Source organism: Pseudomonas sp. B13(2017) (assembly GCF_002113245.1).
GTDB lineage: Bacteria > Pseudomonadota > Gammaproteobacteria > Pseudomonadales > Pseudomonadaceae > Aquipseudomonas > Aquipseudomonas putida_Z.
Genome location: NZ_NEJX01000005.1, coordinates 125283 through 138459 on the forward strand (window position 1 = coordinate 125283; position 13177 = coordinate 138459).

The window sequence follows — 13177 nt, forward strand, 5'->3', positions numbered from 1 at the left end:
AGCCGGCTCCCACCTCGACCGCACCGATTTCAAGCCATGCGCAGTACCTGTGGGAGCTGGCTTGCCGGCGATGAGGCCCGCACAGGCGGTACAGTTCCTCCCCCGCAAAAGTGTTAGCGAGGCAACAACACGCTGACCCGCAACCCACCCCCCTCGCGGTTCGCCAGCAGCAACTCGCCCCCATGGCTGGCAGCAATCCGCTGGGCGATGCTCAACCCCAGCCCATACCCCCCGGACGCCTGGTTGCGCGACCCTTCACCGCGCACGAACGGGTCGATGATGGTTGCCAGCAGGCTCGGAGCAATCCCCGGGCCGCGGTCATCGATATGGATGAACACCCCCGTGGTCGCCTGCTCCAGCGTGACCGAAACCTCCTTGGCATAACGCAATGCATTGACCAGCAGGTTCTGCAGGCAGCGCTGCAGCAGCAGGGCATCGGCCCGCAGGCTGCCTGCCTGGCCATGCACTGGCAGTGGCTCTTCGGCAGTGGCCAACTCCGCGCACTGGCGCACCACCAGCCGGTCCAGGTCCATCTGCTGCAAGTTCTGTTGCTCCCCCGCGCGCAGGTAATCGAGCACCTGGCCGATCATGTTGTCCATCTGTGCAATGTTCTGCCGCAGGCGCTGCCGGTTTTCGTCGTCCGGCAGGCGCTCCAGGCGCAGGCGCATGCGCGTCAACGGGGTGCGCAGGTCGTGGGACACGGCGGCCAGGAAGTAGGCCTTGTCGTTGACCATCGCGATCAGCCGCTGCTGCATGGCGTTGAAGGCCTGGGCCGCCTGGCGCACTTCCTCCGGGCCATCCAGCGCCAAGGGCGGCTGCTCGAGGTTGCTGCCCAGGCCGCGCGCGGCATCGGCCAGGCGCCGCAGCGGGCGCAGGCACAGGCGCACGGCTATCAGGCACACCAGCAATACCGCGACGATGCGCAGCGCGTACACCCGCAACAGGTAATCGCTGATCAGCACCCAGGCCGACTCACCGCTCCAGCCTTGCAGTTCCTGGCCCTCGATGGTCAGCCAGTACCCATCGGCCAACGGCACCGCGAACTGCAAATGCGCCTGGGCCGTGCGCAGGCCGAACAGGCTGCGCCAGACGATCGGCTGGCCCTGTTCGTCGGTCAGCTGCACCTTCATCAGGCGCACGTCCTGGGGATGCCCCAATTCGTACTCGAGGGCCTGGTGCAGCAATAGCTCGACACGCCTGCGCCCGCGGCGCTCGTCCTGCACCGGCGTGGGCAGGGCTTCGCTGCAACGCAGTTGGTAATGCGCTGGCGCCTGCAGTGCACCGGCACGGCAGTCGGCCTGGGCGATCAACGGCGCGCTGCGTGCGGCAATCAGCCGGACAGGGGCCTCGAGAACCTGGGCAAAACGCACATCGAACCAGATGCTGCTGGACATCAACTGGATCAGCACGGTGCCGCTGACCATGATCAGCAGCAACTGGCCGAACAACGTGCGTGGCCACAGCCGGCGCAGCCAGCGCATGTCAGGTATCGGCCCCGTTGGCGGCGATGCTCAGCAAATAGCCTTCGTTGCGGATAGTGAGAATTTGCGCAGCACCCGCGGGCGCGTGGCGCAGGTGCTGGCGCAGGCGGCTGACGCACATGTCCACCGAACGGTCGTCGGGCAGGTGGTCGCGGCCGAACGCACTGCGCGTCAGCTGGTCGCGGGACACCACGCGGTTGTTGGCTTCCAGCAGCTCGCGCAGTACGCGGTAGTCGGAGCGGGGCAGGGTCAGGGTCTCGCCATCGGGGCGGGTGAGCAGGCGTTTCACGTGTTCCAGGCGGAAGCCGGCGAACAGCTGCGCATCTTCTACCGGCTCTTCGGCGGGCGCATCCAGGCGTTGCGGACGACGCAGCACGGCCTTGATCCGGGCGATCAGCTCGCGTGGCTCGAAGGGCTTGGCCAGGTAGTCATCGGCACCCACCTCCAGGCCGATGATGCGGTCCAGCGTGCTGCCCTTGGCCGACAGCATGATCACCGCCAGCCCCGGCGTGGCTTGCAGCTGGCGGCACAGGCTCAGGCCGTCTTCGCCCGGCAGCATCAGGTCCAGCACCACCAGCTCCACCTTGTGCCGGGCCAGTTGTTCGCGCATCTGCTCCCCGTCAGCCGCTGCCAGCACATTATAGCCGGCATCCGTCAGGTAATCACAAAGAAGTTCGCGGATCTCGTCGTCATCGTCGACAACAAGCAAAGTTGTGCTCATGCAGAAAAACACCTGTTCGGTGAGGGCCGGTGGCGCTCGTTACGTTCAATTACATCCCCGTACAAGCCGGGTCTGGAGCCCGGGGGGCCGATCCCTAGAATCCTAACAAAAAATCATCTGCAAATACGAAGCCTTCCCAAATGAACTCCGAGAGCACCCCGAACGCCTTCCCCTCCATCAGCCGAGGCGGCACGCGCCTCAAACCGCTGGCCCTGTTCATTGCCGTGGCCGTCAGCGGTGGCGCGATGGCTGCCGACAGCAAGCCCCTGGAACTGGAGGCCACGCAGATCGAAGACAGCGCTCTGCTGCCTGCCGACGAAGCCGGCCAGCTGGGTTACACGGTCGAAAGCACCCGCAGCTCCACCGGCCTGGCCCTGACGCCGCGCCAGACGCCGCAGTCGGTCACCACCATTACCCGCCAGCAGATGGATGACCGCGACATCCACACCATCGAGCAAGCGCTGGAAACCACCCCAGGCGTGACCGCGAGCAAGTCCGAAGTGGGCGGGCGTACCGACTACCGTGCCCGTGGTTACTCGATCAGCAACTGGAAGGTCGATGGCCTGCAGTTCCAGGGCGGCTCCGACTTCAGTGGCGGCGGCAACGCACTGAACATGGACCTGTACGAGCGCATCGACATCGTGCGCGGCGCCAACGGCCTGCTGGGTGGTACCGGCGACCCGTCGGCCACCGTCAACCTGATCCGCAAGGCACCGACCAGGACGTTCGGCGGTAGCGCCTATGCCACCTACGGCAGCTGGGACAAGCGCCGCCTGGGCGCCGACCTCAACCTGCCGCTGTCCGAAGACGGCCGCCTGCGTTCGCGCTTCGTGATGACCCAGCAGGACGCCAACTCATTCCGCGACAACCAGTCCGAACGCTCCCGCGCCGCGCTGGCCAACTTCGAGTTCGACCTGGACGACGCCACCACCCTTGGTGCCGGCTACCAGTACGAGTACAACAAGATTGTCGGCGGTGGCTGGGGTGCGAACATCCCGATCTGGTATCGCGATGGCAGCAAGACCGACCTGCCGCGCAGCACCAACGTGGTACCCAGCTGGAGCTTTGGCGAGTACACCACCCGCACTGCGTTCGGCTCGCTGGAGCACCGCTTCGACAACGACTGGACGCTGGACCTGAAAGCCGCCCAGAGCACCGCCGAAACCCTCAACCACCGCGGCCTGGCCAAGGTCAACTCGGCGGGCCGTGGCAGCTACGGCGGCTACTGGGACCAGGATGGCAGCGGCGCCGTGCTCAACGGCCTGCACAGCTCCACCGACACCACCCAGCAGTCGGCGCAGATCGACCTGTCCGGCCCGTTCCAACTGTTTGGCCGTACCCACCAGGCGATGGTTGGCTACAACGACAGCCGCACCGTGGCCTGGTCGCCGGAATACACCTGCACCATGGTCGGCGACGGCATGGCCAGTGCGCCTGCGCTGGGTTGCCAGTTCCGCGCCAACAACGGCTTCCCGCTGACCGACTGGCGCAATGGCGTGGATGACGACTACAACATCATCGCCTCGCGCACCGGCCGCCACAGCAAGACCACCACCCGCCTGCAGGGCATGTACGCGGCAACCCGCCTGAGCATCACCGACCCGCTGTCGGTCATCCTCGGCGTGCGCACCAGCAACTACTCGGCCACCACGCGCAGTGTGGCTGGCGCACGTACCAGCCAGGAAGAGAACGGCATCGTCACCCCGTACCTGGGCGCCGTGTACGACCTCAACGACAACTACTCGCTGTACGCCAGCTACACCGACATCTTCACCCCGCAAACCGCCGAAACCAGCAGCGGCAGCAAGGTCGAGCCGATTCGCGGGCAAAGCTACGAGACGGGTATCAAGGGTGAGTGGTTCGATGGCCGCCTGAACGCTTCGGCGGCGTACTTCCGCACCAAGCAGGAAAACAAGGCAGTGCTCGACGGCGACCTGACCACCCCGACCGGTGGCGACGCCTACAAGGCCGGTTCCGGCCAGGAAACCGACGGTATCGACCTGGAAATCGCCGGCGCCCTGACCCCCAGCTGGAACGTGTACGCCGGCTACACCTACCTGCACTTCCGCCGCGTCGACAGCGACGGCCGCAGCGACCCATCGCACCTGTTCAAGGCCTCGACCACCTACCGCCTTTCCGGCCCGCTCGACCGCCTGACTCTAGGCGCCGGGGTTACTGCGCAGAGCAACATCCGCGCGATCTCCAGCCCGGCGGGCCAGCCGAGCAATGGTGTGAGCAACGGTGCCACTGACGTGAACTGGTCCGGTTATGCCATCTGGAATGCCATGGCCAAGTACCAGCTGACCGACGACACCAGCGTCAGCCTCAACGCCAACAACCTGTTCGACAAGCACTACTACACCCGTTACGGGTTCTATGCCGGGGCAATTTATGGTGACCCACGCAACCTGTCGCTGACGGTCAGCACAGCGTTCTGACCAACCGCACCTGGGGCTGCTGCGCAGCCCATCGCCGGCAAACCGGGCTCCCACAGGTATTTTGGTAGCAACTGCCTTGCTCAATTTCTAACAGGTGGCGCGATCCCTGTGGGAGCGGGCGCGCCCGCGAACACGGGCGAAGCCCGTGCCATCCACCGCAGCACCTGATTCGCTGGGTCGGCGCCAGGCTCAAACCATGCGCTGTACCTGTGGTAGATGGCCCAGCCCTTTGGGCTGCGCTGTCGCGTAGATAACTGAAATTGCAAGCAATCCGCGTACCCTGTGGGAGCGGCTTTAGCCGCGAAGAATCCAACACGGTGTATGGCACCGGCTGCGCCGGTGTTCGCGGCTAAAGCCGCTCCCACAGGTACAGCGCATGCCTTGAGCCCGGCGCACTCCTTTAGGAGCAACTGCCTTGCCCAATTTCTGATAGGTGGTGCGATCCCTGTGGGAGCGGGCGCGCCCGCGAATACGGGCGAAGCCCGTGCCATTCACCGCGGCACCTGATTCGCTGAGGCCGCACCGGGCTTCAAGGCATGCGCTGTACCTGTAGGAGCCCGGCTTGCCGGCGATGGCACGCAAAGCGGCCCCATTTCACCTGTGCCCTGTCCCTTGCTCGCGACCAATCGACTTCTCCAGCCGGTCCTCGAAGCTGTCCCAGTCCTCGCCAAACAGTTCCACCGGGTGCATGGTCCGACTCGCCCCATTGCCACAGGCCAATGACTTGGCCGGGCAGTACAGGTCGCAGCCCCAGCAGATGCGCTCCGGGTGGCTGGGGTTTGTGGGGAATTTCTTGGCCATGGTTTCCTTCCCTCAAGGGCTGACTGATCTCAGGCTAAGCTGCGTGCTGGCGTCAGGCTTGATTGAGATCAATCTTGGGGAGGAGTACAGCCACTACAAACAACTGACCCACATTATCGGATCAGTGTTGAGGTGGACGCGTTGCCAACTGGGCATAGCCATTCGGCAGATCATGGGCATCTACGAAGTGCCGGGTTTGCAGGTCTAGTACCAGGCTCATCAGGCTGGATACGGGCTCAGCCACGCCCCACGTAGCAGCAACCTTGTCGTAACGGTTTACCGCTTGCGCCTTTTCTACCTGTTTTCCATTCAGATCTTGAGCCAGGTCCTTCCAGCGGGTGACCAGCTTCTTCATCTGCTCGGCTTGTTCCGGCTTCATGCATGGAAAACGGCGAAGCCGGTCAACCAGATACATCAGGCGCCGCTTCCTTACGGGGGCGAGCCTTGGCATGTTCAAGCGATTTTCCAATGCTTCGCGCATATCCTCGTTTCTGTACCAGAAGAGGAGAGCAAAAGTCTCGGCAACGGCCTTGTCGAGCTTGTCCAGCGAGGTTTTTGTAGCTTGAACGACCAGGTGCTCAAGTGCCTGACGGGCATGTTGATCAGAGGGGGGCATGTCAGAGGACACAAGCGCTCAGAGTTTTTCTAGCGAGTAATCGAGCGGGGAGGTGTCGCAATGCCGGGCCCCATGCGCCGTATTCGAGGGCACAGTCATCGCCTCACTGGTATTACTGGCCCCACTCTCGCGCTTCATCGAGAATCAACCATTTGCAAGCTCGGATTTTCGGGATTGGGTTACGTTCAGCCTGACCGCAGCATCATGCTGCTTGAGGCCCATTTTTTTGATGCAGTCCGTGATGAAAATGGACAGGTCCATTTTCAAGGCCATTTTGCTGGCCGTGTCTGCATCGTGAGTGGCGTGGAAAGGGCTTTCGTGAAATTGAAGCGCCATCGGCTTGCCTCAGCAGGAATATCTAAAATTTGCGATAAATCGTGGCGGGGCCAGGTGGGCGAGTCAAAGCGTTTATATTGGAAGATGTGTCTGGTCTCTGGCTGCTCTCTTCTTTGGGATCGCTGGGGGCCGCTGCGCAGCCCATCGCAGGCAAGCCAGCTCCTACACCGAGCGCATCGACCTCAAGGCCAAGGCTGATGTGGTTGGGCGACCCTGAAAACAAAAAAGGCCCACCTTTCGGTGAGCCTTTTTTGATACTGCGTATGGTGCGGCACCAGACGAACGGTTGTTGGCTGTGAGGCCCCGATTTTGGCGGGACTGGAATTTGGTGGATTTTTTGACGTACCTCAAAGGGTATCTATAAAAAAATCAGCTAGTTATGGCTTTCTGTGGAATCGAATCGGGGAATTTGGGGGCCCTCTCGATTGCTGCTAGCGAGAGGACGTCTGCTGCTGAAGACAGGAAGGGGCACGAAATGCCTCGAAGCAGACTTTTCCAGACGACCGCTATCGGCCCATAGCGGTCATTCGCGGAAGGCAGCTACCGGCCAAATGCGATCGTTCCCCTCTTGATTCTAGAAATCTCCAGAAATACTCAGAGTCTAGTCGCCTCACCTCCAGTTCTCGACACCCCTAAAACTCTGGTCTATGGTTGCCATCGTTTGGCCATCTCAGTGAAAAAACTTAACGCGCCATACATATTGAGAAGCATTACGACCAGCTCATAAATCGGTCAAGGAAGAGAATTATGCGTCTTCATAGGCTTTCGATTAAAGGTTTCAAACGCTTGCACACTGCTGAAATAGAGTTTGGTAATGCGACCTTTCTGATTGGCGCTAACAATGCGGGGAAGAGCTCAGTGCTCAAAGCCATTGGATGGCTGCTGTCTAACAGCAAGCGTATGGATACCGAATGTTTCTGCTCTGAGCTAGATGAAGAAACAGGCGAGACGAAAATCACTTGCGACACTGTCGTCCTAGAGGCGGAGTTCAGAAATGTCCCTGACACCGCTTCCACGTGGCGTGGCTTCAAGGGTCGCATTTTCTCGTATGATCCGCAAGACACCGGAGAGACTGGGAAGAGCATTTTCTATCGAAAAACGTACAAGGTACTCGAAGATGTCAAGATCGAGTTGAAGACGCTTAAACGAACGATGAAACCAGAGTTTGCAGATCTACAGAAGCCTGCCGACTTTATCGCCGCCGGGGCCCCTCCAGAACTGATCGCCGAGACCTTCTCCGTATTAGACAAGAAAATTTCCGCTAGCGACCGAGATAAACTCGAACTCATCGACGAATTGTGGGAAACCAATGAAGAAGAGGAGTGGGCACTTAATCCAGGCGGCATTGGTAGCGTCGTTCTCTCTAAACTCCCTTCCATCCTCATTATCCCTGCGGATGCAGCATCCCACGAAATTGATCAGAAAAGTGGTGTGCTGCAGAAGATTCTGCACGAGCTGTTCAAGGATGTGCGTGAAAGCTCCGCCAATTACAAAGATGCCCAAGCATGCCTAAGCCTGCTTGCCAAAGAGCTTGACCCAAGCGATGCTGGCTCAGAGTTTGGCAAGATGATGGGGGAGTTGAACACTGTCCTTGGCGGAGTCTTCCCAGAGTCTCGTATTTACGCAGCAGCTGATCTCTCTAGCCCAGATGCACTCGTCCCTACGTTCGCAATTGAAATGTCCAGCAACATACGCACAAGTGTCGCCAACCAGGGTACTGGCATGGTTCGCGCTGCGGTGTTCGGGCTGCTGCGGTTTAGGCAGCAATGGCTGAAACGACGCGAAGGTAACGATGAGCGCGGACTCATTATCGGCTTTGAAGAACCAGAGATTTACCTGCATCCGAGTGCTGCTAACCAGATGCGGGATCTTATTTACGACTTGTCCGATCAGAACTCTCAGATAGTTGCCACCACTCACTCTCCCTACCTTATCGACCTTTCCCGCAAACCCAAGCAGGTCCTCAATCGCTTTCAATACGAAAAAGGGCACACCAGCGTCCTTCCATTTTCGGTATCCGAGGAGTTCGTCAAGCTGCAAAGTAATGATAAGGATCAGGTCAAAATGCTTATCAAGCTTGACGATCACGTGTCGCGGATCTTCTTCACCCGTCTGGTACTGGTTGTCGAAGGTGATACAGAAGAGGTCGTCATCAAAGAGGCTATTCGCAGAATGCCCCCGGAAACGAAATCACTAGTCCTTTCGGGAAGCGAAATAGTCAAGGCTAGAGGTAAAGCCTCAATTATTGGATTGGTTAAGTACCTGAGCGCACTCAATGTGGACTTCTTTGTCATTCATGACCGCGACAAAGGTACCGAAGGGGCGGAGAAATTTAACGAGCCGATCAGGCTTGCAGTGGGTAATGACGAAAAGCTGATCCTTCTAGAGGAGTGCATCGAAGACTTCCTGGGTTACGCCGCGCCAAGTTCTGAAAAACCTTTCAATGCCTACAAGCGTACTCTTGACTGGGGAGAAGGCTGGGACGGTGTTCCAGAACAGCTCAAAAAACTGTTAACCAATGTCTACGCTCCATTGATTTGAGGGGCTTGGACGAACGTCTGCTCCTGGCCAATTGCTGCCTTTGTCCACCGGCAGCTAAGGGTCGTTAACGGCCATTCGCGAAAGGCTGCTAACGACCCAAAGCGGCCCTTCGCAGTAGTCAAAAAATAGCGAAATGATGACAGCCTCACAATCACTTGGAACCTAATATCGAGGCTTCAGGCTTCAGGCTTCAGGCTTCAGGCTTGAGGCCTGAGTTTCTCTGAGGAACTGGGAAACTGGGGGCGATTTAGTGCTATAGTAGCCTTATGCTACCGCCCGAAATTTTTCAGGTATATCTCATGCAGGGACGCAAGACTCACAGTTTTCGGCTGACTGACGCTTCAGTCTTCTTTACGCCTAAAAAATTACTTCTAAACCAAGATCAATCATCGAACTCAATAAGTTTCTCAACAAGTGCGCCATCCGAAGTTAATTCTTCATGGGTCACAATATTAATTGGCCGGAACGGGATAGGTAAAAGCCGATTCCTAGCCTCAATCGCTGAGACTTTCTCGCAGCTAGAAGATCCAATCAAAAGCAGTTCAAGAAGTAGAGCGGAAGTAAATTTAAAATACAGCACGGCCGGTGCCACAGTTGACATTAGGTCTTTGAATGGGAAATTCAAGATACTAGTTGATGGCGCGGCAGTTCAAGATCTACATAAAGTACCTCTGCCAAGCAAAGTTATTGCATTGACAACCACGCCATTTGATAAGTTTAAAATATCAAACTGGAAGCGCGACTCTGTTTTTGGGGCAACATCAAACTGCTATGAGTATTTGGGCCTACGGGATCGCTCTGGTAAGGCCTCCGCAATCGCACCTTTACTTAAAGCAATTGAAGGGCTGTTTAATATCTCACATGGTAGAATTAAAAGGCTTGATAGAGTAGCTGGAGCTTTTAGCTTTCTGGGATTCAAGCCTGAAATTGAGGTTGTATATAGAGCAAGCCATAAGCGAATTGAAGAGTTGGCTTCAGACAATATTCAATTGGTCATGGAGTCATTCGAGTCCCAGGCTGCTATAAATGACATGAAGCTTGCAATAGACTATGACGCAATGGCTTCAGCGGCTAAGTTGTTTATAGAGTCCAGCAGCAGTCGCAATCATATCTCCATACGCGCCGACTTTGATACGCACGTAAATGACATAAATCTTTATTCTCAATTAGAGCCTTTGCGGAAAACCAGGGTTATCACGCCTGTCGAAGTTATAGTCACGCGCCAAGACGGGCTCAAAGTAGACCTGCAAAGTGCAAGCTCTGGTGAGATGAGTTTGGTAACGGCATTTTTAGGTTTAGCGTCTGTCATCGAAGATGGCAGCTTGATTTTGATTGACGAGCCAGAAGTTAGCTTGCATCCAGAATGGCAGTCAGGATATATCGATCTATTGTTAAAGACCTTTTCAGATTACAAAGGATGTCATTTCATTATTGCGACTCACTCCCCTCTCATTGTTGGAGATATTGATGCCAATATCTCCAACGTGGTCGTAATGGAACGAAATTATAGTTCTGATATAGAGCCAATTGATATCTCTGGAAAATCCTCTGACCACATTTTGGCAACGGCATTTCAGACTCCAGGGAAAAATAATCTATACCTAAAACAAGAAATCATCAAAGCATTGCGGTTAGCAGCAAATGGTGAGGTGAAGTCAGAAGAATTCCAAACGACTGTGGAATGGCTCGTAAGCTTACTTCCGAAACTCGAAGAAGAAGCCTCCGTTTCAAAAGTAATTATGAATCTTCAAGAAGTTGCGACTGAAGCGGAGGCCGCAGAATGATTATAAAGGCAGTCAATTATTGCGCTGCTGACCTGGACATTGTAGCGGCATATGGAGAGCTAGAAAGTCACCAGCAAAACCCGGATTATTGGTCAGACAAGACTCTGGAGAGACTCAAAAGCAGAGTTAAAGATCATTACATCGAAGAACAGGGGGTTCGCTGCTGCTACTGCAATAAACACCTAAACTCCAAAAACCATCGAGTCTGGGACGTTGAGCATATTGCACCCCGAGCGAAACATGCTCGCTTCATGTTTGAGCCCAAAAATCTTGCTGCCTCATGCCCTGATTGCAACTTAAGCAAAGGGGATAAAGAAGTATTGGTGAATCCGCGGCGAAAAACTTACCCAGCAGACTCCAAAGGCTTTAAGATTGTCCATCCTCATTACGATATATATGGCCAACATATTTCCTACAAGAAATTCGTGTACGTGCCGATTTCAGAAAAGGGAAAATTCACGATCTACACATGCGATCTACTTAGGTTTACTGTGAATTTTCTGGGCATGAAGGGCAGCGCAGCAGATACGTCTTTTGAAGAGGAGGTAGACGCGGCCTTCAATGCCAAGGCGGATCCAGTACTCGCTGATCTCGCAATTGAATTGATAGATCTTGAGCTTTCTAAAAATGGTCTTAGATAGCCGGTATTCCCCCATAACATCAGTCTTCTCCGATGTTGAAAGCGGCATTCGATCAGGTAGTCGCTCACTTCTCCACTTGGTCGCCGCAGCCATCTAGCGGTGGCCATTTCACGTATTAGAGACGTATCGCCAAAATGCTGTTAATTGAATGTCGACTAGCCACCCACAGATTCGACAGCGCAAATGGCGTAATCATACTGAGCCGCGCTCTTCGCCAAGCCACGACAGGAGAGAGGACAGATTTATTGCTCGGACATCACTGTCCGCTCCTGGCCGAAATCAGCCTGTCGTGATCGTCCGCTTTGGGTCGATAGCAGTCAGTCGCGAACGGCTGCAATCGACCCAAAGCAGCCCTTCAGGATGAGCTCCTAACGGCCGCTAGCTGCCATTTTCCTTTATCAGATGTGCTCTGCCACATTGGAATTGAGGGATAGGCCATTTAACATCCGCTCACCCAGCATTTCACCAAGGTCAGCTATATGGATATTTTAAACAACAGGGAAATCGCAATCGCGCTGTGGCTGATTCTCGCCGCAGCGTATATTTGCTCTGCCAAAAGGATGAGAGAGGTCCGATTAGCCTTCAAAAATCTAGCATTTGTATTTCAATCACGCCCCCTGATGATAGTCTTCTCGTTGGCATCTGTGTATACCGCCGCTATGGTATATCTCTTGTTGGGTTGGGATCTATGGAATGTTGATCAGTTGAAGAATACGGTATTTTGGTTTTTCTCCGTGGGGTTGATGTCGATTTACAATTTGGGAAAAATAAAAAATGATCCGCACTTTTTCAAAAACTCTGTAATCGGCAATTTGAGGGTGCTTGCCATCTTGCAGTTCGTGGTCGGGATCTACAGTTTGCCACTTCTGGCTGAATTGTTCTTAGTCCCATTTATGGTTGTGGTAGGTATGATGATCCCTATCTCAGAGTCAGATGTTAAGTATCTGCAAGTCAAAAAGCTTCTCAACGGCATTGTCATCTTCTTCGGGCTTTTTACACTGGCCTACACAGCTTACATGCTCGCTACTGATTTCAAAGAGCTTGGCCAGGAAAAGACATTTTATGACTTTATTGTTCCTGCTCTGCTGACAGTAATGTATTTGCCTTTCGTGTTTGCAATGATGACATATTCGACCTATGAGACGGTTTTCGTGCGACTTAAATTCACCGTGCAAGACAGAAGGCTACGTCGTCTTGCGAAGTTGTATGCGGTAGTGCTATTTAATTTCAGGCTCGAGGCTATCCGGCGTTGGGCAGATCACATCGCCAGGGTTGAGGTGGTTTCGCACAAGCAACTGTTAAGTACCTTTGCCCATTTGCGCAAGCTAAAAAATTTGGAAAAGATGAAGCCGGAAGTTATCGGCTCACAAGGATGGTCGCCATACCTTGCAAAGGACTTTCTTTTGAGTGAGGGAGTTTCGACAGGATATTATAATCTCATCTTTGCCGATCAATGGTGTGCTTCCTCAAAAATGTACGATGTCGGAGATGACCTACTTTGCGATAATTTCGCATATTACGTAGAGGGTGTGGAAGGTGTTGCGAAGGTATTAAAAATCAAGCTAAACGTGAACGACAATAGCCGCGCGTGTCAAGCAAATGAGAGGCTCCTCGTATTGTCGAGAGTTTTAGTCCGAAAAAGCCTCGGAATTGATATTTCTGACTCCACTAAAGATGCGCTGCGATTTGGTGCACCATACTGCGAGTCCCATGGTGATAAACAAATAATCGTTAAGAAGACAAGCTGGGGAGGCCATAAGCTCGGTGGCTATGACCTTAAAATCGAGGTCGTCGCCACGTGATACATCGACCAAGCAA

Annotated in this window: 9 protein-coding genes and 1 pseudogene; 5 read left to right on the top strand and 5 right to left on the bottom strand. The window is 55.2% G+C overall.

What is annotated here, in order from left to right:
- Nucleotides 1-113: 113 nt before the first annotated feature.
- Together CAG44_RS09165 and CAG44_RS09170 are read right to left on the bottom strand one after the other, a co-directional pair.
- Nucleotides 114-1481: an ATP-binding protein gene (locus CAG44_RS09165; protein ID WP_085691974.1), complete on the bottom strand. Its 1368-nt coding sequence runs from the start codon at nucleotides 1479-1481 to the stop codon at nucleotides 114-116.
- 1 nt (nucleotide 1482) lies between these two features.
- On the bottom strand, nucleotides 1483-2202 hold the full coding sequence (locus tag CAG44_RS09170; RefSeq protein ID WP_025337347.1) for a response regulator: 720 nt from the start codon (nucleotides 2200-2202) through the stop codon (nucleotides 1483-1485).
- A gap of 140 nt (nucleotides 2203-2342) precedes the next feature.
- Between CAG44_RS09170 and CAG44_RS09175 the strand changes: the two genes are divergently transcribed.
- Nucleotides 2343-4640 carry a TonB-dependent siderophore receptor gene (locus CAG44_RS09175; protein WP_085691975.1) on the top strand — a complete coding sequence of 766 codons (2298 nt, stop codon included), beginning with the start codon at nucleotides 2343-2345 and terminating at the stop codon, nucleotides 4638-4640.
- 594 nt (nucleotides 4641-5234) lie between these two features.
- Here CAG44_RS09175 and CAG44_RS09180 read toward each other — a convergent pair.
- From CAG44_RS09180 to CAG44_RS09190, 3 genes and pseudogenes are all read right to left on the bottom strand, one after another.
- A complete protein-coding gene (locus tag CAG44_RS09180) occupies nucleotides 5235-5441 on the bottom strand; it encodes a DUF3079 domain-containing protein (RefSeq protein ID WP_085691976.1) in 207 nt (68 codons plus the stop codon).
- 121 nt (nucleotides 5442-5562) lie between these two features.
- Nucleotides 5563-6057, bottom strand: a complete 495-nt coding sequence (locus CAG44_RS09185) for a hypothetical protein (protein WP_085691977.1) — start codon at nucleotides 6055-6057, stop codon at nucleotides 5563-5565.
- 147 nt (nucleotides 6058-6204) lie between these two features.
- Nucleotides 6205-6393 (bottom strand): annotated as a pseudogene (locus CAG44_RS09190) (XRE family transcriptional regulator); the annotation flags it as partial.
- Nucleotides 6394-7140: 747 nt separating this feature from the next.
- Here CAG44_RS09190 and CAG44_RS09195 point away from each other — a divergent pair.
- From CAG44_RS09195 to CAG44_RS09210, 4 genes are all read left to right on the top strand, one after another.
- Nucleotides 7141-8934: an ATP-dependent endonuclease gene (locus CAG44_RS09195; protein ID WP_085691978.1), complete on the top strand. Its 1794-nt coding sequence runs from the start codon at nucleotides 7141-7143 to the stop codon at nucleotides 8932-8934.
- A 299-nt stretch (nucleotides 8935-9233) separates the two neighbouring features.
- Nucleotides 9234-10718, top strand: a complete 1485-nt coding sequence (locus CAG44_RS09200) for an AAA family ATPase (RefSeq protein ID WP_158091146.1) — start codon at nucleotides 9234-9236, stop codon at nucleotides 10716-10718.
- Nucleotides 10715-11359 (top strand): HNH endonuclease, encoded by a 645-nt coding sequence (locus CAG44_RS27735; protein WP_143493848.1) that lies wholly within the window; start codon nucleotides 10715-10717, stop codon nucleotides 11357-11359. Before CAG44_RS09200 ends, CAG44_RS27735 begins: the two co-directional genes overlap by 4 nt.
- A 479-nt stretch (nucleotides 11360-11838) precedes the next feature.
- Entirely contained in the window at nucleotides 11839-13161 is a 1323-nt protein-coding gene (locus CAG44_RS09210; protein ID WP_085691981.1) for a hypothetical protein, read from the top strand.
- Nucleotides 13162-13177 lie beyond the last annotated feature (16 nt).

Excerpts from the sequence above, each read along its gene's own strand:
- CAG44_RS09165 (WP_085691974.1), bottom strand. The coding sequence starts at position 1,481 with ATGCGCTGGCTGCGCCGGCTGTGGCCACGCACGTTGTTCGGCCAGTTG.
- CAG44_RS09170 (WP_025337347.1), bottom strand. The coding sequence starts at position 2,202 with ATGAGCACAACTTTGCTTGTTGTCGACGATGACGACGAGATCCGCGAA.
- CAG44_RS09175 (WP_085691975.1), top strand. The coding sequence starts at position 2,343 with ATGAACTCCGAGAGCACCCCGAACGCCTTCCCCTCCATCAGCCGAGGC.
- CAG44_RS09180 (WP_085691976.1), bottom strand. The coding sequence starts at position 5,441 with ATGGCCAAGAAATTCCCCACAAACCCCAGCCACCCGGAGCGCATCTGC.
- CAG44_RS09185 (WP_085691977.1), bottom strand. The coding sequence starts at position 6,057 with ATGCCCCCCTCTGATCAACATGCCCGTCAGGCACTTGAGCACCTGGTC.
- CAG44_RS09195 (WP_085691978.1), top strand. The coding sequence starts at position 7,141 with ATGCGTCTTCATAGGCTTTCGATTAAAGGTTTCAAACGCTTGCACACT.
- CAG44_RS09200 (WP_158091146.1), top strand. The coding sequence starts at position 9,234 with ATGCAGGGACGCAAGACTCACAGTTTTCGGCTGACTGACGCTTCAGTC.
- CAG44_RS27735 (WP_143493848.1), top strand. The coding sequence starts at position 10,715 with ATGATTATAAAGGCAGTCAATTATTGCGCTGCTGACCTGGACATTGTA.
- CAG44_RS09210 (WP_085691981.1), top strand. The coding sequence starts at position 11,839 with ATGGATATTTTAAACAACAGGGAAATCGCAATCGCGCTGTGGCTGATT.